This is a genomic window from Nocardioides sp. NPDC059952, assembly GCF_042730435.1.
Classification (GTDB): Bacteria; Actinomycetota; Actinomycetes; order Propionibacteriales; family Nocardioidaceae; genus Nocardioides.
In genome coordinates this window covers 73844-94767 of record NZ_JBHWLY010000004.1, presented here as the reverse complement: position 1 = coordinate 94767, position 20924 = coordinate 73844, and the positions used below count along the sequence as shown (strand labels likewise).

Below are 20924 nucleotides of genomic sequence, written 5' to 3'. Positions count from 1 at the left end.
GCGTTTTGTGGCGGTGTTTTTTTATAAGACAGTGGCCCGGTGGCGCCCGCCGCCCCGCGCGCCCCCCCCCCGACTTCTCGGCTGACATCACTCAGTCGACCAGCCAGGTCTTGGCGAAGAGCGTCTCGAGGTCCTCGACGGCCTGGTAGCCCACGGTGGCGTCCTCCGGGAGGTTCTCGGCGTCGGTCACCCGGGTCAGGGTCGAGGCGCGCACCTCGGTCGCGGGCCACTCGTAGGCGTCGCCGTTCATCTCCCGCAGCAGCTGGTCCAGGACCGTCCACATCATCAAGCTGAGGTCGACCGAGAGGGTCGCGTCCTGGTCGCCGGAGCCGATCTGCTCGTAGTTGGGCGGCGAGGTCCACATGCCGATCCCCTTGGTGTCGATGCCGGCCAGCTCCAGCTTCTGGGGCAGGCCGATCTGGACCTCGTCGACGGCGGCGATGAAGTACTCCGTGTCCGGGTTCGCCTGCAGGTCGCTGACCACCCGGTCGGCCGCGGTGGAGCCCAGCTCGGCGATCGGGATGTCGACGGTGCGCAGCGTGCAGTCGGGGCAGAGCTCCTTCATCTTCGCCTTCGCACCCTCCAGCTCCAGCGGCGAGAACGGGAACTCGGGCACGTTGTAGAAGACGTACTCGCTCGCGCCCTCCGAGCGCACGACTGCGGCCGCGGCCAGCGCGGCGCCGTTGGCCTTCATCCAGTCCGGCCCGTTGAACGCCTCGGGCAGACCGTGCTCGACGGTGTTCATCACCGACCCGGAGGCGATCGGGATGCCCTTCTCCTCCAGCGCCTTGGTCTGCGACTCGAAGAAGACCGGGTCGAGGGTGATGTTGATGACGCCGTCGGGGTTCTTCTCGACCACCGTGTTCATCGCGGCGTTGATGCTCTGCGCGTCCCGGCCGACCTCGACCCGCTCCAGCTCCAGGCCGAGCAGCTTCGCCGGAGCCTGGAGGTTGCCCCACATCACCGCGCTCACCGGGGTGCCGACGTCGAGGTAGACGACCTTGGTGCCTTTGGCGATCGGTTTGGAGAGCGGCTCGTCGATCAGCAGGCCCTTCTCCCCCTCGCCGTTCCACGGCTCCAGATAGGCCTTGGCGGCCTCGACATCGGCGCTCGCACCGCCGCCGTCGCTGCCTCCGCTCTCGCTTCCGCAGCCGGCGAGCAGCAGCGCTCCCGCGGCCAGCGCCGCGTACATCCGTTTCGTTCTCATCATCCGTAGTCCTTGTCTCAGGTAGGTCTGCGTGGGGCCCGAGAGGGGTTCAGAAGGGGTACGCCTGGATCTGCGACTGCACCGTGACCCACTGGGTCTCGGTGAAGGCGTCGATGTTGGCCTCGTGGCCGCCGAACCGAGCACCGGTGCCGGAGGCGCCGATGCCCCCGAAGGGCGCCTGCGCCTCGTCGTCGACGGTCTGGTCGTTGACGTGCACGATCCCGCTGGGGATCCGGTCGGCGAGCTCGTAGCCCGCGAACGGGTCCGTGGTGAGGACCCCGACCGAGAGCCCGTACTCGCTGCGGCGGACCAGCTCGATCGCCTCGTCCACGGTCTCGAACCGGGTCACCGGCGCGACCGGCCCGAAGATCTCCTCGGCGAACGCGGGATGCTCCGGGGTCACCGCGGACAGCACCGTCGGCTGGTAGAAGAGGCCCTGGTACGTCCCGCCCGTCTCCAGCCTCGCCCCGGCCGCGATCGACCCGGTGACCAGGGCGTGCACCTTGTCGCGCTGCCCCGCGTCGATGACCGGACCCAGAGGTACGCCGGTCGCGGGGTCGCCCACGGGGATGGTCGCGGCCTTGGCGGCCAGGGTCGCGACGTACTCGTCGTGGATGTCGGCGTGGACGAGGTGGCGGCCCGTGGTCATGCAGATCTGGCCCTGGTGCAGGAAGGAGCCCCAGGCACCGGCGGAGGCCGCGGCAGTGATGTCGACGCCGGGCAGCACGATCATGGCGTTGTTCCCGCCGAGCTCGAGATGGGCTCGTTTGAGAAGGCGTCCGGCGCGCTCGCCGATGATCCGTCCGGCCCCGGTCGAGCCGGTGAAGGAGATGACCGGGACGTCGGGGTGCTCGACCAGCGCCGAGCCTGCCTCGACCGGTCCCGGGACGACGGCGAAGAGCCCCGCCGGGAGCCCGGCCTCCTCCAGGAGCGCGGCGAGGAACAGCCCGCCACCGACGCTGGTGCGAGGGTCGGGCTTGAGGACCACGGCGTTGCCCAGCGCGAGCGCCGGGAAGACCGAGCGGGCGGCCAGGATCGCCGGGAAGTTGAACGGCGAGATGACGCCGACGACGCCGACCGGGCGACGCCGGGCGACGCTCAGCCGCGGGTGCGAGGACTGGAGCAGCTGGCCGTACGGCATCAGCGCCGTCGCGGCGGCCTGGTGCAGCTCGGCGGCGACCAGCCCGGCCTCGAAGGAGGCCTTGCCCTGCCCGGAGCCGGCCTCGCGGACGAGCCAGTCGACCAACAGCTCCTGGTGCTCGGCCAGGATCGCGGCGGCCCGGCGCATCACCTCGGCGCGCACCTCGGCCGGTCGTGCCGCCCACTCAAGCTGTGCCTCGACCCCCAGGCTCACCGCCTGGTCCACGTCGGCGGCCTCCCCGGACGCGACCTCGGCGATCACCTCGCCGGTCGCCGGCGCGGACACCTCCAGCGTCCCGCTCAGTCTCACCCAGCCCCCGACGTACGCCCTGCCGGTCCACTGGTCCTGGTCGAAGAACCCCATCCCACTCCCTCGTCTACATCTGGCGACGACAGCCTCTGGTGGCCGTCGCGGCGTCGACGCTACGGTGGGTCGCCGCCGTCTGAACCGACGATTTGTGCACGGCGCCGGGCGGATCCGAGCGTGACCGGCATCACGTTCCGTAGGCTCTTGTCAGGCCCTGGGAGGAGGACGAGATGAGCGCGGTGGTCGAAGTCGACAGCGCCGACGCCTGGCAGTCGGTCGTGAGCAACTGCTTCGTGCCTCTCGCCTGCAACGACGTCGAGCCCGGGTTCACCGGCCGGATGGAGCACACCCAGCTCGACGACGGCATCGCGGTCGCGCTCGCGACGTCCTCGGGCCACAGCTCGACCCGCACCGCCAGGCTCGCCCGCGGTGCCGGCGGGGACGACCTGCACCTGTCGCTGCAGCGTTCCAGCACCGGCACGGTCTCCTCCGGATCCCGGACCGTCGCCGTACGTCCCGGGTCGGTGTCGGTCTACCGGGTCGATGCCCCCTATCTCGTGGACTACTCCGCGCCCCACCAGCAGCAGCTGCTGGTCCAGGTCTCGCGATCCTCGATGCGGCTGCCGAGCGGGATGCTCGGCGAGGCCGCGGACCGGGTCGCGCTCCCCCGGGTCCAGGAGGCACCGGCGGCGCGTGCCCTCTTCTCCTATGCGGCCGCACTCCCCGAGGCGGAGAGCCCGGCCGAGGTGGCGACCGTGGTCCGTGACCTGGCCGCGGTGATGATCCACTCCGCCTTCACCAGCGCCCCGGTCACCCCGCACACGACCGCCGGGCTGCACCACACCGTGCGCCAGCACCTGCGCGACCATGCCGCTGACCGCACGCTGACCATGGACGAGGTCGCCCGCCGCCATGGTGTGTCCAGGCGGCGGCTCTACCAGGTCTTCGAGGAGTCCGGCAGCTCACCGGCGGCCTATCTCCGCTCCGTACGCCTCGCCGTCGCCGCCGAGATGCTCTCGGCAGCGCGTCAGCCTCCGGGCGGCATCGGCGCCGTCGCGTACGTCTGCGGGTTCAACGACCCGCTCACCTTCACCCGCGCCTTCCGGCGGGCCTACGGCGTCACCCCTCGGGAGTGGCGAGCCGGAGACCGCGCCGCTTAGTCGGTCGGCCCGTAGGCTGGTTCGGTGAACGACGGCCCCCTGATCGTCCAGTCGGACAAGACGCTGCTGCTCGAGGTCGACCATGCCCGGGCAGGTGAGTGCCGTAAGGCGATCGCACCGTTCGCCGAGCTCGAGCGGTCGCCGGAGCACATCCACACCTACCGGCTGACCCCGTTGGGACTGTGGAACGCGCGCGCCGCCGGGCACGACGCGGAGCAGGTGGTCGACACGCTGCTGGAGTTCTCCCGCTACCCGGTCCCGCACTCCCTGCTGGTCGACGTCGCCGAGACGATGGCCCGCTACGGCCGCCTCCGTCTCGAGAAGAACCCGGCCAACGGGCTGGTGCTGGTCTCCTCCGACCGGGCGGTGCTGGAGGAGGTCATCCGGGCGAAGAAGGTCGCCGGGATGCTCGGATCCCGGGTCGACGAGGACACCGTCGTCGTCCACCCCTCCGAGCGCGGCAACCTCAAGCAGGCGCTGCTCAAGCTCGGCTGGCCGGCCGAGGACTACGCGGGCTACGTCGACGGCGAGGCGCACTCGATCGCGCTGGACACCACCGACTGGACGCTGCGCCCCTACCAGTCGGAGGCGGCCGAGTCCTTCTGGCACGGCGGCTCCGGGGTCGTCGTGCTCCCTTGCGGCGCCGGCAAGACGCTGGTTGGGGCCGCCGCCATGGCGCACGCCCAGGCGACCACGCTGATCCTCGTCACCAACACCGTCTCGGCGCGGCAGTGGAAGGACGAGCTCGTACGCCGCACCTCACTGACCCCGGACGAGATCGGCGAATACTCCGGGTCGGTCAAGGAGATCCGGCCGGTCACGATCGCCACCTATCAGGTGCTGACCACACGCCGGAAGGGCGCCTACCCGCACCTGGAGCTGCTCGACGCCCGCGACTGGGGGCTGGTCGTCTACGACGAGGTCCACCTCCTTCCCGCCCCGATCTTCCGGATGACCGCCAACCTGCAGGCCCGCCGCCGGCTCGGCCTGACCGCCACGCTGGTGCGCGAGGACGGGCGCGAGGGCGACGTGTTCTCCCTGATCGGGCCCAAGCGCTACGACGCGCCCTGGAAGGACATCGAGGCGCAGGGCTGGATCGCCCCGGCGGACTGCGTCGAGGTGCGGGTGACGCTGCCCGCCGACGAGCGGCTCGTCTACGCCACCGCCGAGCCCGACGAGCGCTACCGGATCGCCTCGTGCACGCACCACAAGATCGACGTGGTCAAGGAGATCGTCGCGTCCCACGCCGGTAAGCCGACCCTGGTGATCGGGCAGTATCTCGAGCAGCTCGACGAGATTGCCGCCTCGCTGGACGCTCCGGTGATCGAGGGCAAGACGTCGGTCAAGGAGCGACAGCGGCTCTTCGACGCCTTCCGCTCCGGCGAGGTCGACCTGCTGGTCGTCTCCAAGGTCGCCAACTTCTCCGTCGACCTGCCCTCGGCCGAGGTCGCGATCCAGGTCTCCGGTGCCTACGGCTCCCGCCAGGAGGAGGCCCAGCGCCTCGGGCGGCTGCTGCGTCCAGGCGACGGCAACAAGACCGCGCACTTCTACACGATCGTCTCCCGCGACACCGTCGACGCCGACTTCGCCCAGAACCGTCAGCGATTCCTGGCCGAGCAGGGCTATGCGTACCGGATCGTCGACGCCGACTCCCTCGACGACCTCACGTCCTGACCCTGGGCCGAATCGATGGCCATGGCCGGATGCGGCCAAGTCGGTGCACGCGGAATGTGACGCACGCCATACTCGGTGAAGCGTTTCAATTCCTCGATCTCAGGAGTCAGCGTGCGCCGACACATCGCCGGGCTGGTCACGGCCACCCTCGCCGTCGTCCTCTCCCCTGCACTACCCCCACTCGCCGCCAGCGCCGTCCCATCGACCGAAGACGTGGCGTCGGGCTCCGTCCCCGTCGTCGGCGAGCTGCGTACGAATGCACTGGTCGATCCGCTCGGCATCGCGACGGCCGCCCCCACCCTGGGGTGGCAGCTCGACTCAGACCGCCGCGGGGTGACCCAGAAGGCGTACCAGATCCGGGTCGCGTCCTCGGAGCGACGGCTCACCTCGCCCGACGTGTGGGACAGCCGGAAGGTGAGGTCCGGGCAGTCGGTCGACGTCCGGTACGCCGGGCGCGCGCTGAAGCCTCGCACGGACTACGTGTGGTCGGTACGGGTCTGGGACGACGAGGGTCTCGCTTCCGCGTGGAGCGATCCGGCGACGTTCTCGACCGGCCTCGGCGAGCAGGCGTGGACGGCGGACTGGATCGGCGCGGAGACTCCTGAGCTGGGCGCGGAGTGGACCGACTACACGATCGAGTTCACCGCCTCCGACATCGGCGGAGCCCTCGGCGTCTACTTCCGTGGTGAGGACACCGAGAACGCCTACATGTGGCAGTTCAGCGAGTCCGACGACGCGCTTCGTCCGCACGTGAAGCGCAACGGCGGCTACTCCGTCCTTCCCGCGAGGCCGGTGCCGAACGGCTTCGACTTCGCCGCCGAGCACGACTATGCGATCACCGTCGCGGGCGACACGATCACGACCACGATCGACGGCCAGCAGCTCGACCAGCGCACCGACGCCACCTTCGCCGGGCCCGGGGTCATGGGCTTCCGCACCAGCGGTGCCGAGCACGGACTGGTCCACGACGTGACCGTAACCAGCGCCAGTGGCACCGCCCTCGTGGACACCGACTTCCCGACCGGCGACCGCACCTTCACCGCCGGCACCGTCACCGCCGACGGACTCAAGGTCGACAGCGCCGGAGGCGAGGCGTGGCTACGCGGCGACGACGCGGTGCCGCTGCTGCGCAAGGAGGTGGACCTGGGATCGAAGAAGGTCTCCCGCGCCCGGGTCTACGCCTCGGCACGCGGCGTCTACGAGCTGCGCCTCAACGGCAAGCGGGTCGGCGACGCCGAGCTGGCGCCCGGCTGGACGGCGTACGACAAGCGCATCGACTACCAGACCTATGACGTGACCGAGCTGGTGCGCTCGGGATCGAACGTGTTCGGGGCCGAGGTCGCGCCCGGCTGGTACTCCGGCAAGGTCGCGATGTTCGGCACCGACGTCTACGGCACCGCCGACTCAGTGATCGCCGAGCTCGTCGTCGACTACTCCGACGGAACCAGCGAGGTCGTGCGCACCGACGACAGCTGGCGTACGACGGGCGGGCCGACCCGCGAGGCCGACCTCCTCGACGGCGAGTGGTACGACGCCGGCCGCGCGGCCGAGGTCGACGGCTGGGACCGCGCCGGTTTCGATGACCAGGGCTGGAACCCCGTCACCGTCAGGGACGAGCCGACCGACGTGCTCGAGCCCCAGACAGCCGTGGACGTACGCGTCACCGAGGAGCTCAAGACCGCGAAGCGGATCGACTCCCCCACCGACGGTGTCTACCTCTACGACCTCGGCCAGAACATGGTCGGTCACGTCCGCCTCACCGTGCAGGGCGAGAAGGGCCAGACGGTCACGATCCGCCACGGCGAGGTGCTCAACCCGGACGGCACCCTCTACACCGCCAACCTCCGCAGCGCGAAGGCCACCGACACCTACACCATCGGATCGGACGAGCCGGAGACGTACGAGCCGTCCTTCACCTTCCACGGCTTCCGCTACGTCGAGATCTCCGGACTCGAGGAGGCGCCTGACGCCTCCGACATCGTGGGCGTCGTGGTGGGCACCGACGGCGACCTGGCCAGCACCCTGGACACCAGCTCGGACCTGGTCGACCAGCTGCACCGCAACATCGTGTGGGGCATGCGCGGCAACTTCCTCTCCATCCCAACCGACACCCCGGCGCGCGACGAGCGGATGGGGTGGACCGGCGACATCAACGTGTTCGCCCGGACGGCGGTCTACAACATGGACTCCGAGTCGTTCCTGACCAAGTGGCTGCAGGACCTGCGCGACACCCAGCGGGCCAACGGATCGCTGCCCGGCGTCGCCCCGGTCGTCCCGGGCCGCTTCGACGGCGGCTACGAGTCGGCCGGCTGGATGGACGCGGGCGTGCACGTGCCGTGGACGCTGTGGCAGGCCTACGGCGACACCGGCGTCATCACCGAGAACTACGACATGATGAAACGCTACGTCGACTTCCTCGACGCCGACTCGACCGGGCACATCCGCTCCGCCGGGGGCTATCTGGACTGGCTCAACCTCGACGACCCGACGCCCGCGGACGTCCTGGACACGGCCTTCGTCGCAAAGAGCACCCGGGAGTTCGCGCAGATGGCGAAGGCCATCGGCAAGGACGCCGACGCCGCGGCCTACCAGGCACGTTTCGAGGCGATCCGGGCGGCGTACCAGCAGGCGTTCATCGCCGCCGACGGCTCCGTCAAGGGCGACAGCCAGACCGCGTACATCCTCACCCTGACCAACGACCTCGAGCCCGAGGACCGTCGCGACGCGGTCTACGACCAGTTCGTGCAGACGCTCGAGCGGCGTGACTACCACCTCTCGACCGGGTTCCTGGGTGTCGACGGGCTGCTGCCCGCGCTGACCGAGGCCGGTCGCACCGACATCGCCTACCGGCTGTTGCAGCACGAGGACTACCCGTCGTGGGGCTACGAGATCGGTAAGGGCGCCACCACGATCTGGGAGCGCTGGAACTCGATCAACCCGGACGGCACGTTCAACGACGTCGGCATGAACTCCTTCAACCACTACGCCTACGGCGCCGTCGGCGAGTGGATGTATCGCACCATGGCCGGCGTCTCGGCCGCCGAGCCCGGCTATCGCAAGGTGAGGATCGCACCCGAGCCCGGAGACGGTGTCGACGACGTCGACTACAGTCTGCAGACCCCGTACGGCACGGTGAAGAGCGCCTGGGCGACCGATGACGGGCCGATGACCCTCGACGTGACCGTACCGGCGAACACGACCGCCGAGGTCCGGATCCCGGCCGCGAACCGCTGGGCGGTCACCGAGGGTGGCTCGCCGATCGAGGACTCGTCGGACATCGAGTTCGTCCGTGAGGCCGAGGGCGTGGTCGTCCTCGAGGTCGGATCCGGAGACTACGACTTCGCGGTCGCTCCCGTGCTCGGGGACCTCGGCGCCGCTCGGGCGGGGGCTGCCGCGACGGCTGCGCAGGTCTCCGCCTTGAACCTCGACGGCCCCGCGGGCCGTGCCGCCGAGCGCGATCTCACGAAGCGGACCGCGCTGCTGCGCGGCGAGATCGCCGGAGCGTGGGACCTCGCCGCTCGTGACGCCGAGGAGGAGCGGGTCGCCGAGGAGGTCCATCGTGCGCTCGCGGCAGCCGCGAACCTGGACCGCGCCGTCCAGATGTACGCCGAGAACGGCATGCTCACCGACGCGACCGCGTCAGGTCTGCGCGATCGGCTGACGGCGATCGAGAAGAGCCTCTCGCGGGCTTCGGCCAGGCTGGTCGGCGCGGTCGCCACGCTGCAGGTCCCCGGCGACGAGGTCCTCCCCGGCGACGCCGTCGAGGTCACGGTGCGGGTCGACAACTCCGGCAAGCAGTCGCTGAAGGAGGTGAGCTCGTCGCTCGAGGTGCCGGACGGGTGGACCGCGGCTCCGGTGGGTGACCCCGCGGACACCGTCCCTGCCGGTGGCCAGGTGGAGCACACCTACGAGGTCACGGTGCCCGACGACGCATCGGCGGGTCCCGTCGAGCTGACCGGTGCGCTGTCGTACAGCCGCTCCGGTGGCACCGCGACGCTCCCGCTCGGAGGCACCCTCCTGGTCGGGTCCGGGGTGCAGATCACCGCGACGTCGAGCGTCCCGGCGTCGGTCGACGGCGGGCAGACCGCGACCGTGACCACCACGCTGCACAACCGCAGCGATGTCACCCAGCGCGGAGAGCTGTCGCTGACCGGTCCCGCCGGCTGGTCGGCGGAGCCGGTGGGCTACGAGATCCCGGCCGGCCAGGACGCCGACATCGACGTCGCGGTCGTCGTGCCGCAGACGGTCGTCGGCGGCCCGGTGTCCCTGACCGTCGCGACCGGAGCGACGCCGGCGGAGCAGGCGGCGGCGACCGTGACCGTCGGTCTCGCGACGCCACCGTCGGACTCGACCGATCATGTCGACCTCGGCGAGGCGACCTCGGAGACGGCGCACGGACTGACCGCCTCCGAGCGGTCGGGGACCAATCAGGAGGCCGGACTGACCCGCCGCTACACGCACTCCTCCTACCCCGGCGGCTGGTTCGAGTTCGACGCCGCGGTGCCGACGGACGGATCGTTCGTGGTCCGCATCGTGGAGACCTTCGACGGCGCGCGACGCAAGACCTACGACGTCGAGCTCGACGGTCAGGTCGCACACAGCGTCGACCTGACTCGCACCAGCGGCGGGCAGGGCACGATGACCCACCAGTTCCTGGTGGAGCCCTCGGCGCAGACCGCGGACGGCTCGGTGCGGCTCCGGTTCCGGGACACCGGCGCCGACTACGACCCGTCGGTCGCCGACGTGTGGGTGGTGCCGGTGGCGTGAGCCTCATCCGAGCGCAATGACGCGCAGCTGGTGAGGTGGCGGACAGTTCTGCACCCATTGGTCACGGCACTCGCGACACAACAGGTAGGTGTGGGTGCACCGGTCATCGGGACAGAGCACGGTCACGGCGTACGCCGCCACCTCGCCACAAGGCTCCGCGTCGCTGTCCGGGCTGCCACAGCTGCACTCACAGGCGGGCCGCTCGCCGAGCTCCTCCTCGAGCCGCTCGATCTCCTCGTCGATGGTCGTGCTGATGGTCATGACATCTCCTCCGTCTGGATCGGATGTCGTCCTCACCACCACCTAAACAGAGACCACCGACAGTTCTGCCTCGTGGATCGTGGTCTCGAACCCGTGATCGGGCCGCGAGCCTCCGACCGGGCTCAACTGCACGACGATCCCGGTCGCCACGTCCAGCCCGATGTCGTACGCCTCGGGGTAGACCGTGCCCGCCTGCGGCTCCCACCCCGGGGCGCCGTCTCCGTACTCGAACCAGTCGGTGACCCGGGACCACAGCAGCGGACAACAACCGCACCGCGGCTCGTACTCCTGCCCGGGCACCGCCCTCGCCCACCAGGTCTCCCGCCCTGCCCTCGGCTCCGAACGCAGGTCGCTCAGCGCCACATCGACCGAAAGCTCCTCGGGATCCAGCATCGAGACGAACAGGTAGTTGTTCCACATCGGGTCGTCGATGTCGTGGGTGCAGGCCCGCGGCCGGCTCGCCACGAGACCGTCGGCGCGTAGGACCGGCTCCGGATCGACCACCGGAGCCTCGCCCCTGACCACCCGATCCCCGGCGGCGTCGCGCACGCGGAGCCAGCCAGGTCTGCGCAACCAGCACTCGACGTCGCCGTCGTCCCGCGTCCGCCAGGTGAAGTGCAGAGCGGAGAAGCGCCACGGCGACGACCGGGCGAGCGCCCGGAAGGTGTCCTCGGTCAGCGGCACCTCAGCTTCCATCGGACCCACCCTCGTCCAGCCAGCGGCCGTTCCGCATCAGGTGGCGTCCGTCGAGCTCGTTCGACTCGCGCCAGGCCTGGATCTTGGTCGGCCGCACGCGGATCAGACTGTCCGCCCAGTCGCTCGGGTCGCCGCCCTGCTTCTCGGCGTAGATCTCCAGGACCCGCTGCGGCGTACGCTCCATCGGCTCGACCTCGGCCCGACCGTCGACGATCACGACGTCGCGCAGCTCGCCGAGGGCCAGCCGGACGACCGGGGAGGCGGTGAGGTTCCGCTGGGTGCGCGCTCCGCCCATGCTCGCGATCCAGATCTCGCCCTCCCACCACACGAACGAGATCGGCACCAGCCACGGCTGGTCGTCGTGCGCGGAGGCGATCCACAGGTCGACGTCGTTCTCCAGACGGGTGCGGGTGTCGGAGAGTCTCTGGGCGAGGGAGCGAGGGTCAGCCATGGCCGCACCCTAACCGTCCGCCCTGCCGGTGGAACGACCATTTTCCAGACACCGGCCTGGAAGGATGAGCGCGTGGAGACCTGGGACTTCGAGGCCGAGCTGTGGCCGTGGAAGGACGAGACCGACGCCTGGATCTTCGTGACCGCGCCACCTGAGGTCACCGAGGAGATCCGCGAGGCGTCGATCGCGACCGGCCCGCCCCGCGGTTTCGGATCGGTGAGGGTCGAGGCACGGATCGGCACGACCACCTGGCGGACCTCGGTCTTCCCGGGTCAGGATGGCTATGCGCTGCCGATCAAGAAGGACGTACGCCGCCGCGAGGACCTCCAGGTCGGCGACCGCGCGCTCGTCTCGCTCACCCTCGTCTGACCCCGAAAAACCATGCGCGCCGCCGGGCGCCGACGTGGTTGGCTCAGCCACGATGAACGCCGCGATGCACGATGACGAGCTGATGATCGACGAGGACCTGATTCGGTCTCTGCTGAGGCGGGACGTCGCGGCCTACGCCGAGCTTCCCCTCCGCCCGCTGGACTCGACCGGGTCGACCAACCGGCTCTTCCGGCTGGGCGAGGAGCATCTCGTACGCCTCCCCCGCCAGCCCGGCGGATCGGCCACGATCACGCAGGAGGCCCGCCGGCTGCCCGGGTTCGCGGCCAACCTTTCGGTGGCTGTGCCGGAGGTGGCGGCGGTCGGCGAGCCGGGCTTCGGCTACCCGGAGCGTTGGAGCGTGGTGCGCTGGCTCGACGGGGAGAAGCCGGGCCTGGGCACCGGTGACGTGACCGCCGCCGACCTGGCCGGGGTCGTGACCGGGCTCCGGCGGACCGAGGTGCCGCAGGAGGCGCTCGAGGACCCCGAGCTGCGCTGGTACCGCGGCGAGCCGATCGCCGGTTTCGACGCCGACGTGCGGTTCCGCCTGAAGGAGTGCCGCGAGCTTGCCGAGCTCGACCTGGACCTGGACGCGGTCGAGTCCGTCTGGGACCAGGTGATGGCCCTTCCGCCGGCCGAAGCCGAGCCGCGCTGGGTCCACGGAGACCTGCTCGCCGAGAACCTGCTGTCCCGCGACGGCCGTCTCACCGCCGTACTCGACTTCGGCGCCCTCTCCGTCGGTGACCCGACCGTCGACCTGATCTGCGCCTGGGAGCTCCTCGACGTCGCCGGCCGCGACGAGTTCCGCGCGCTTCTCGACCTCGACGACGCCACCTGGCTCCGCGCTCGCGGGTGGGCGCTGTTCATCGCCCTGATGACGTTCCCCTACTACTGGCGGACGATGCCCGTACGCTGCGCCGATCGGCTTGTGATGGCTCGGGCTGCTCTGGGCGGCTGAGGCGGCTTGGGTTCCAGCGTGGGTGGGGCCAATACGTGGCTTGGGTTGGGTTGGGAGATTTACAAGCCTTGGCGCTTGGGTTGGGTGCCATTTGCCTGTCTTGCGGGCTTCCAGCAGCGGTTCGGCTTTGGCTTGGGATATCTGTCCCTGATTGGGTTCGTTGGTTTGCTTCGTGTGATAGGCTCGGCGCAGGCGTAAACGTGATGGCCGACCACCTCGAAAGAGGCGTGCCGCCACTCTCGGGAGACATCGAGTGTGGGGTAATCCAGGGGAACCAGGGGCGTCGACGCTGAGCTGCGAGGGTAAGTAATAGCCCGTACTGCCGGGCCTCCGAGACCAGCGAACCAACCGGGATCTGCACAGGCAGAAACCCTTGAGTTCGTACGTCGGGAGGTGACCGTGATGACCACGCTGCAACAGCCCCAACACCCCGTGCTCGGAGCCGTGGTCGCGGTCACCAACGCTCTGGGCGGGGTCGCGGACGCTAATCCGGCCTTCATGGCCACCGACCAAAAGGCCGCCACGCTGCTCGAGATCGCCCACGCGAAAGCGCAGCTGGCCGAGCTCGAGTTCCGGGTGCTCGCGGCCGCTGATGACGTGGCCGCCGAGGCCGCTGCCCGGGATGTCGCCGCGTGGCTGCATCACCACACCCACCAACACCCCGAGACCCTGCGCGCCGACCTGCGGCTCGCCGACGCCCTGGACCGTTCCTACGGGCAGGTCGCCGCGGCGATGCGCGCCGGGGCCTGCAACCCCGCCCAAGCGCAGGTCATCGTCGCCGCCCTCGACGACCTCCCCACCGACCTCGACCCCGAGGTCCGCGTCAAGGCCGAGGAGACGCTGGTCGCCTACGCCACCGAGTTCGACCCCACCCAGCTGCGCCGCTTCGGGCGCCGGATCCTGGACCTGATCGCCCCCGAGATCGCCGAGGCCGAAGAAGCCAAACGCCTCGCCGCCGAGGAAGCCCACGCCCGCAAGAAGACCCGACTGAACATGCGCCGCCTCGGGGATGGCACCACCCGGATCTCCGCCGTGGTCCCGGATGCGGCCGCGGACCGGCTGGCCACCAACCTCGAAGCCTTCGCCTCACCCCGACGCGATGACGGCACCCGCACCGAGACCGGCGAGTTCCTGCCCTACGACCGCCGGCTGGGGCTCGCGTTCTGCCAGCTGTTGGAAACCCTCGACCCGGCCCGGCTCCCGATCCATGGCGGGGACGCGACCACGGTGATCGTCACGATCGACATCGACCAGCTCCGCAAACAGGCCGGGGTCGCCCAGGTCCTCGGGGGCAGCCCGATCACCGCGGCCGAGGCCCGCCGCCTCGCCTGCACCGCGAACATCCTCCCCGCCGTCCTCGGGGGAGACTCCGAGGTCCTCGACCTCGGCCGCAAGGAACGGTTCTTCACCGCCGCCCAACGCCGCGCGCTCCTGCTCCGGTCAGCGACCTGTGAGGCCGAAGGGTGCGACATCCCCGGCACCTGGGCTGAGGCCCACCACTGGGTCGCCTGGTCCCAAGACGGCGCCACCGACCTCGACAACGCCACCCTGCTCTGCTCCCATCACCATCACCGCGCCCACGACACCGCCTACCTCCACGAACGCCTCCCCAACGGCGACATCCGCTTCACCAGACGGACATGAAATGGCGCTAACCGCGGCCTTTGAGCCGGGACCGTAGGACGAGCCGGGCCGCGGGCCCGAGATCCTCGATGACCTCGACGAGCGCACCGAGCTGCTCGAGGGACTCGAAAGCCGACTCGGCTCCGGGGCGGTCGACGCCGTCGTACATGAGGAGGCCGATGAACGCCGAGCTGATCGCGCGGGACAGACCCGGCGCGTCCACGACGCCCTCGACAGGGCTTCCCTGCAGCGCGCGGGCGACCGCGGTCTCGATCTCCTCGTTCCACCGGCCCAACGCGTAGCGCGCTGTCTCGGCCAAGGTCTTGTCCCGCTGCGCGCCGGCCAGGAGCTGAGCCATCACCGTGATGTTGCCGGCGGCTCGCTCCCGCTCGTGAAGCCCTCGCCCGAGCTGCAGCAGCTCGCTCAGCGAGGTCACGTCCGCGAGCTCGTCCCGGTAGGACGCCGCCGCCTCGTCCGTCGCCGCGCGGCACGCTTGGTCGACCAGGTCCACGACTGTGCCGAAGTGGTAGAAGACCAGCGCCTGGTTGACCCCCGCCCGGTCGGCGATCGCCCGCGCCGAGAGACCGGCGATCCCGTCCTCCTTGAGCAGGTCGGTGACCGCCGCCATCAGCTTGGCCTTGGTGGGGTTCATTCTGCGGCGGGCTCCTTGGTGACGAGCAGGTTGTAGCCGATCAGGGCGAGACCGAGTATGCCGCCACCGACGAATCCTACGAACGCGCAGAGCAGGACCATCCCGGGCCCGTCGTGGATCCACCCTTCCAGCGTCACGAATCGAGCGGTCGAGAGCAGCGTTCCCGCCAACGCAAAGAAAATGAAGGTCTCAGGAGTACGCAGCGCCCGGATCCGCGCACGACGGGTGATCGCACGACCGAAGAGCCCCGCGACCAGACCGGCAGCGGCAGCCAGGCCGACGAAGATGGCGAGGTCCTCCGAAGCATCCAGGTTCGCCCCCGAGAACATGACCTTGCTGACCAGCACGAACGACAGTCCTGCGGCAACGATCGCCGGCCAGGCCCGGTCAGCGACCGGCGAGGGTGGAAGCAGCGACACGGGAGCCACCAGAACTGCAAAGGGCAGCCCTGTGATCGCGCCCATGATGGCTCCGATCACTCCGCCGAGGAGCGTCCCCAGGACCGGCATCAGGAGCGTCCCGAACGCGCCACCGATCACCAGCCCGAGCATGACGCCGAACAGCCATGCCCGGACGAACGCCCAGAGCAGAGCCCACACCCAACCAGCCACGTACGCCTCCTCGAGTCCATTTGAGCGATTGCTCAAATCTAAGGTAGCGCAGATCTTGAGCGATCGCTCAAATAGGTTCTATGGTCGCTGCCATGAAGATCGTCATCGCCGGAGGGACCGGCCAGGTCGGAGGCATCCTGCGGCGCGCCTGGAGCGCGCGCGAGCATGAGGTGGTGGTGCTCTCCCGCCAACCCGAACAGCTCGAGGAGGGCGTACGTCATCGGGTCTGGGACGGGCGGACGATCGGTCCGTGGGCCGAGGAGATCGACGGTGCGGACGTGGTGGTGAACCTCGCGGGACGGACGGTCAGCTGCCGTTACACCGATGCCAACCTGAAGCAGATGATGGACTCGCGGGTCGAGTCGACCCGGGTCGTCGGCGAGGCGATCGCGGCGGCGGCCAACCCACCGATCACCTGGCTGCAGATGAGCACCGCGACGATCTACGCCCACCGTTTCGACGCACCCAACGACGAGGCCACCGGCATCATCGGCGGCAGCGAGCCGGACGCCCCCGCCTACTGGGAGTTCTCGACCCGCATCGCCAAGAACTGGGAGGCGGAGCAGGCTGCAGCGCCGACACCGCACACCCGCAAGGTCGCGCTCCGCTCGGCGATGGTGATGAGCCCCGACAAGGGCGGCGTCCTCGACGTACTCCTGGCCATGGCGCGCCTGGGCCTCGGCGGGCCCGTCGCCGGCGGCGACCAGTTCGTCTCCTGGATCCATGAGGCCGACTTCGTACGCGCCTGCGATCTGCTCATCGAGCGCGATGACATCGCCGGACCGGTGAATCTGGCAGCCCCGGGGCCACTGCCGCAGCGGGACCTGATGCGCGCGCTGCGCACGGAGGCGGGCATGCCGATCGCACTCCCGGCCACCCGCTGGATGGCGGAGATCGGGGCCTGGGCGCTGCGTACGGACACCGAGCTGCTCCTCAAGAGCCGCCGTGTCATCCCCGGGAGGCTGCTGGAGACGGGCTTCGAGTTCGAGTACGCCGACTGGGCCTCCGCCGCCCGCGACCTCGTGTCCCGCGCACGACGGGGGCGGCAGAGGCGGCAGAGAAACCAGTCGCATCGACCAGCCGGATCGGCCACGATGAAAAGGTGACCCGCGCGACCTGGCAGCCCCGACCCGACGACGCCGAGACCTTGAGACGGTTCTTCGGCAAGGACGGGCGGCTGCTGACGATCCCGTCGAAGCACGTCAAGAAGCTGGTGGTGCTCAACGAGCTCGCGCAGTCCTTCGAGCTCGGGAAGGTCTACCCCGAGCGCGAGGTCAACGAGATCCTCGGGCGGTTCCACGAGGACGTCGCCGCGCTGCGCCGCTACCTCCACGAGGAGGGCTTCATGATGCGCGAGGGCGGCTTCTACTGGCGCGACGGCGGGAGCGTCGACATCTGACTCTGCGGATCGGGCATGATTCGCGCATGACGATGCCGGAACAGACGGGCCAGCCAGTGCCCGGACACCCGCCCGCGGGGTGGATCGACCTGACCATCCAGGGCAGCCACATGACCTCGAACCTGATCGTGCCGACGGTGCTGCTCAACGGTCACCAGATGCCGACGCAGTACGGCCGGAACGTCTTCCCCGTGCCGCCGGGACGCTGGAACGTCGACATGTACACCCAGTGGACGTGGAAGTTCGGCAAAGCGTCGCTGAGCTTCGACGTCGCCGAGGGCCAGACCGTTCCGGTCTTCTACGCCTCGCCGCTGACCGGGTTCAGCAAGGGTGCGATCGGGCACGAGAAGCAGCGCAAGCCAGGAATCCTCGGATTCGTCCTCATCATGGCCGTCCTGCTGCTCTTCATCGTCGGCATCGTGGCTCTGGGCGTGGCGTCGGGCTAGCTCCGCCCGCAGGGACACCCGGCCCCGACTGTCGGTGCTCACCGATACCGTCAGCCTTGTGACCACCACCGACTCACGCGGCCGAAGCGAAGCCCGGCGCCATCGACAGGGCTACGCGGTCCTCGACGTCGAGACGACCGGGCTCGACCCCTACCGCGACCGCGTGATCCAGGTGGCGATCCGCCAGATCGCCGCCGACGGCACCGCCGAGTCGGAATGGGAGACGCTGGTCAATCCCGGCGCCGGCGTCGACCCGGGCCCGGTCGAGGTCCACGGCCTGACCAGTGCCGACCTCGCCGGCGCCCCGACCTTCCGGGACGTCGCCGCCACGATCGCCCAGCGCCTCTCCGGCCGGGTCTTCGTGGCCCACAACGCCCCGTTCGACTGGACGTTCGTGGCCGTGGAGTCGGACCGTGCCGGCGTGCGCCTCGAGGTCCTGGAGTGGCTGTGCACGATGCGGTTCGCGAAGGCGCTCGCGCTGGAGGTGCCGGACAAGTCGCTGGCCACCATCGCGGCCTACTACGCGGTCGAGCAGCTGAAGGCCCACGACGCGGGTGACGACACCCGGGTGGCCGCGGAGATCCTGCTGCGCGAGCTGGCCGACGCCGACCGGGTCGGTCTCACCCTGCCGCTGGTGGAGTGCAACACCTCGCGACAGCGGCTGAAGCGGACCGTACGCCGCTGGTTCAGCCGCGTCCGGCGGCCCTCTCGCTGAGAGATCGTCCCATCATCCGGGACACTTCCCGCAGAAATGCAACCGGAGGACCCGGTTCGGACATCACTATGTCGTCGGGCCCGCGTTACTTGAAGTAACAGCACCTTGGGGGCCCTGGTCCGAAGCGAGGCGATGAACATGGTCATGCGGGGATTGATCGCCGGGGCGCTCGCCGCCCTCCTGGCAACGACGTTCGCGGCCTGCGCCGTGGAGCCGGCCGCCGCGCCTGTGCCCGAGGCGACCGCCTCGCCGGCCGCGGGCTCCTCCACCAGCCCCTCGGCATCGCCGAGCGCCACGCCGACACCAACGCCCAGCGCAAAGCCGAAGCCCGAGCCGAAGCCCGAGCCGAAGCCGTCCCCGACCTCCGGCCCGCGGCTCTTCGGCAAGGGTGACAGCGGTGACGACGTACGTGACCTGCAGGCGCGCCTGAAGCAGATCGGCTGGTTCAACGCGGGCGTGACCGGGTTCTACGGCAACGTCACCACCGAGGCCGTCTCCGGCTTCCAGGGCAAGCGCGGCATCGCGGTCACCGGCTTCGTGGACCAGACCACGCTCGACCGTCTGCACGCGATGACCCGCGAGCCGACCGAGGCCGAGCTGATCGACGCGCCGCCGCCGGTGCCCGCCGGCAAGCTCGACCCGCGCTGCCTGACCGGCCGGGTGATGTGCATCGACAAGTCCACCTCGGTGCTGCGCTGGGTCGTCGGCGGGACCGTACAGACGAGCGTCGAGGTCCGGTTCGGCTCGCAGGAGCTGCCCACGCGGGAGGGTCAGTTCTCGGTCTTCGCCAAGAGCCGCGACCACGTCTCCTCTATCTACAAGACCCCGATGCCGTTCGCGATGTTCTTCTCCGGCGGCCAGGCGGTCCACTACTCCCCCGACTTCGCCGCCAACGGCTACAACGGTGCCTCCCACGGCTGTGTGAACGTGCGCGACTACGCCGCCATCACCTCGCTCTACGACCAGGTGAACATCGGCGACGGGGTCGTCATCTACTGGTCCTGAGGCTCGTCCTGATCCTGCTCCCGCGGCGCCCGCCGGCCGTTGAGCAGCAGGTTCAGCGCGATCGCGGTGATCGCCCCGGCGGAGATGCCCGAGTGGAAGATCGTCTGGAACCAGTCGGGGAAGCGGGCGTAGAGGTCGAGGACGACATTGGTTCCATCGGCCGAGTAGGAGATCTTCGCCTCGGTGAGCATCGCGACCCCGAGGGAGATCGCGACGACCAGGATGTTGGCGTTGTCGAGCCTGACCTTCGACAGGGTGCGGATGCCGGTGGCCGCGACCATGCCGAACAGCGCGATCCCGGCGCCACCGAGCACCGGCTGAGGTACGCCCTCGATGACCGCAGCCAGCTTCGGCACCAGGCCCAGACCGACGAGCATCACCCCGGCACAGGTGGCGACGTGACGAGAGCGCACGCCGGTCATCGCGACGAGCCCCACGTTCTGCGCGAACGCGGTGTAGGGGAAGGTGTTCATGATCCCGCCCAGGAGCGTGCCGGCGCCGTCGGCACGGAGCCCGTCGGCGAGGCCGCGCGGAGTCACCGGCCGGTCCACGATCTCGCCGACAGCGATCATGTCGCCGGTCGTCTCGGTCATCACCACGATGGCGACGATGATCATCGCGATCACCGCGGAGATCTCGAAGGTGGGCATCCCGAACTGGAACGGCGTGACCACCCCGACCCAGTCCGCCGAGGCGACGCCGGACCAGTCGGTCATCCCGAGCGGGATCGCGACCACGGTGCCGAGGAACAGCGCGCACAGCACCGAGATCCGCCGGATCGCCGGCGGCGCGAACCGCTCCAGCAGCACCACGATCAGGAGCGTCCCGAACGCCATCGCGATCGCCTTCGGGGCTCCGAAGTCGGGACCGAGCGCGGTGCCACCGCCGAACCAGCCGGCCGCGACCCGCATCAGGGAGACCCCGATGATGAGGATGATCGTGCCGGTCACCAGCGGCGGGAAGAACCTGATCAGCCTCCCGAAGAACGGCGCGGCCAGGATCATGAAGACGCCGGAGGCGATCACCGAGCCATAGATCGCGGTGATCCCGTGCGCGGTCCCGATCGAGATCATCGGCCCCACGGCTGCGAAGGTCACGCCCTGCATCAGCGGGAGGCGTACGCCGAAGGGGCCCACTCCCACGGCCTGCAGGATCGTCGCGATGCCGGCGACCAGGAGGTCGGCCATGATCAGGTGGACGATGTCGCCCCGCTCGAGCTGGCCGGCGCCGACCATCGCGCCACCGACGATCAGCGGCACGGCCACCGCTCCGGCGTACATCGCCAGGACGTGCTGGAGGCCGAGGGGCACCAACTGCGCCAGCGGAGGTACGTCGTCGACCGGATGGGTTCCCTTCCTTCCGGTCCGGAACGTGTCGATGAGGGACATGGCGCCTCCTGGGGCTGCCGGCACCGTCACCGGCTCGTGGGGGAACCTCAGGATGGCTGGCCTCGGTTTCGGGGCTCCGTCGCGTGGATTGCACGTCT

At 69.9% G+C, this 20924-nt stretch carries 19 protein-coding genes; 11 read left to right on the top strand and 8 right to left on the bottom strand.

What is annotated here, in order from left to right; translation table 11 throughout:
- Positions 1-91 precede the first annotated feature (91 nt).
- Positions 92-1207, bottom strand: a complete 1116-nt coding sequence (locus ACFV9G_RS03070) for a sugar ABC transporter substrate-binding protein (protein WP_378724790.1) — start codon at positions 1205-1207, stop codon at positions 92-94.
- 49 nt (positions 1208-1256) lie between these two features.
- The gene (locus tag ACFV9G_RS03065; protein WP_378724788.1) at positions 1257-2711 is read right to left on the bottom strand and encodes an aldehyde dehydrogenase family protein; all 1455 of its coding nucleotides are present in this window, start codon (positions 2709-2711) and stop codon (positions 1257-1259) included.
- A 173-nt stretch (positions 2712-2884) separates the two neighbouring features.
- Between ACFV9G_RS03065 and ACFV9G_RS03060 the strand changes: the two genes are divergently transcribed.
- The 3 genes from ACFV9G_RS03060 to ACFV9G_RS03050 all read left to right on the top strand — a co-directional run bounded on the left by ACFV9G_RS03060 (position 2885) and on the right by ACFV9G_RS03050 (position 10255).
- Positions 2885-3814 carry an AraC family transcriptional regulator gene (locus ACFV9G_RS03060; protein ID WP_378724786.1) on the top strand — a complete coding sequence of 310 codons (930 nt, stop codon included), beginning with the start codon at positions 2885-2887 and terminating at the stop codon, positions 3812-3814.
- Between the two features lie 24 nt (positions 3815-3838).
- Entirely contained in the window at positions 3839-5488 is a 1650-nt protein-coding gene (locus tag ACFV9G_RS03055; RefSeq protein WP_378724784.1) for a DNA repair helicase XPB, read from the top strand.
- A 111-nt stretch (positions 5489-5599) separates the two neighbouring features.
- On the top strand, positions 5600-10255 hold the full coding sequence (locus ACFV9G_RS03050) for a family 78 glycoside hydrolase catalytic domain (protein ID WP_378724783.1): 4656 nt from the start codon (positions 5600-5602) through the stop codon (positions 10253-10255).
- 3 nt (positions 10256-10258) lie between these two features.
- On the opposite strand, the gene ACFV9G_RS03045 is transcribed toward ACFV9G_RS03050, so the two are convergent.
- From ACFV9G_RS03045 to ACFV9G_RS03035, 3 genes are read right to left on the bottom strand one after another with little or no spacing between them, the layout of a single operon-like run.
- On the bottom strand, positions 10259-10516 hold the full coding sequence (locus ACFV9G_RS03045; protein WP_378724781.1) for a hypothetical protein: 258 nt from the start codon (positions 10514-10516) through the stop codon (positions 10259-10261).
- A 42-nt stretch (positions 10517-10558) separates the two neighbouring features.
- Positions 10559-11212, bottom strand: coding sequence for a hypothetical protein (locus ACFV9G_RS03040; RefSeq protein WP_378724779.1), 654 nt, complete (start codon positions 11210-11212; stop codon positions 10559-10561).
- Complete coding sequence (locus ACFV9G_RS03035) at positions 11202-11663, bottom strand: pyridoxamine 5'-phosphate oxidase family protein (protein ID WP_378724777.1); 462 nt, start codon at positions 11661-11663, stop codon at positions 11202-11204. Before ACFV9G_RS03035 ends, ACFV9G_RS03040 begins: the two co-directional genes overlap by 11 nt.
- A gap of 72 nt (positions 11664-11735) precedes the next feature.
- Between ACFV9G_RS03035 and ACFV9G_RS03030 the strand changes: the two genes are divergently transcribed.
- The 3 genes from ACFV9G_RS03030 to ACFV9G_RS03020 all read left to right on the top strand — a co-directional run bounded on the left by ACFV9G_RS03030 (position 11736) and on the right by ACFV9G_RS03020 (position 14631).
- Positions 11736-12032 (top strand): DUF1905 domain-containing protein, encoded by a 297-nt coding sequence (locus tag ACFV9G_RS03030; RefSeq protein ID WP_378724775.1) that lies wholly within the window; start codon positions 11736-11738, stop codon positions 12030-12032.
- 52 nt (positions 12033-12084) lie between these two features.
- On the top strand, positions 12085-12987 hold the full coding sequence (locus ACFV9G_RS03025) for an aminoglycoside phosphotransferase family protein (protein ID WP_378724774.1): 903 nt from the start codon (positions 12085-12087) through the stop codon (positions 12985-12987).
- 402 nt (positions 12988-13389) lie between these two features.
- A complete protein-coding gene (locus ACFV9G_RS03020; protein ID WP_378724773.1) occupies positions 13390-14631 on the top strand; it encodes a DUF222 domain-containing protein in 1242 nt (413 codons plus the stop codon).
- 7 nt (positions 14632-14638) lie between these two features.
- Here the strand turns inward: ACFV9G_RS03020 and ACFV9G_RS03015 are convergent, their stop codons facing one another.
- Positions 14639-15262 (bottom strand): TetR/AcrR family transcriptional regulator, encoded by a 624-nt coding sequence (locus tag ACFV9G_RS03015; RefSeq protein ID WP_378724772.1) that lies wholly within the window; start codon positions 15260-15262, stop codon positions 14639-14641.
- Positions 15259-15873, bottom strand: coding sequence for a hypothetical protein (locus ACFV9G_RS03010; protein WP_378724770.1), 615 nt, complete (start codon positions 15871-15873; stop codon positions 15259-15261). The genes ACFV9G_RS03015 and ACFV9G_RS03010 overlap by 4 nt, the downstream gene beginning before the upstream one ends.
- 92 nt (positions 15874-15965) lie before the next feature.
- Here ACFV9G_RS03010 and ACFV9G_RS03005 point away from each other — a divergent pair, with 92 nt between their 5' ends.
- The 5 genes from ACFV9G_RS03005 to ACFV9G_RS02985 all read left to right on the top strand — a co-directional run bounded on the left by ACFV9G_RS03005 (position 15966) and on the right by ACFV9G_RS02985 (position 19438).
- A complete protein-coding gene (locus tag ACFV9G_RS03005) occupies positions 15966-16979 on the top strand; it encodes a TIGR01777 family oxidoreductase (RefSeq protein ID WP_378724768.1) in 1014 nt (337 codons plus the stop codon).
- A complete protein-coding gene (locus ACFV9G_RS03000; protein WP_091046158.1) occupies positions 16976-17272 on the top strand; it encodes a DUF2087 domain-containing protein in 297 nt (98 codons plus the stop codon). The genes ACFV9G_RS03005 and ACFV9G_RS03000 overlap by 4 nt, the downstream gene beginning before the upstream one ends.
- 26 nt (positions 17273-17298) lie before the next feature.
- Positions 17299-17718: a hypothetical protein gene (locus ACFV9G_RS02995; protein ID WP_378724766.1), complete on the top strand. Its 420-nt coding sequence runs from the start codon at positions 17299-17301 to the stop codon at positions 17716-17718.
- Between the two features lie 58 nt (positions 17719-17776).
- Positions 17777-18433 carry an exonuclease domain-containing protein gene (locus tag ACFV9G_RS02990; RefSeq protein WP_378724764.1) on the top strand — a complete coding sequence of 219 codons (657 nt, stop codon included), beginning with the start codon at positions 17777-17779 and terminating at the stop codon, positions 18431-18433.
- A 138-nt stretch (positions 18434-18571) separates the two neighbouring features.
- Entirely contained in the window at positions 18572-19438 is an 867-nt protein-coding gene (locus ACFV9G_RS02985) for a peptidoglycan-binding protein (protein WP_378724762.1), read from the top strand.
- Here the strand turns inward: ACFV9G_RS02985 and ACFV9G_RS02980 are convergent.
- Positions 19426-20826 carry a nucleobase:cation symporter-2 family protein gene (locus ACFV9G_RS02980; protein ID WP_378724760.1) on the bottom strand — a complete coding sequence of 467 codons (1401 nt, stop codon included), beginning with the start codon at positions 20824-20826 and terminating at the stop codon, positions 19426-19428. The two genes, ACFV9G_RS02985 and ACFV9G_RS02980, sit on opposite strands and share 13 nt — an antisense overlap.
- Between the last annotated feature and the right edge of the window lie 98 nt (positions 20827-20924).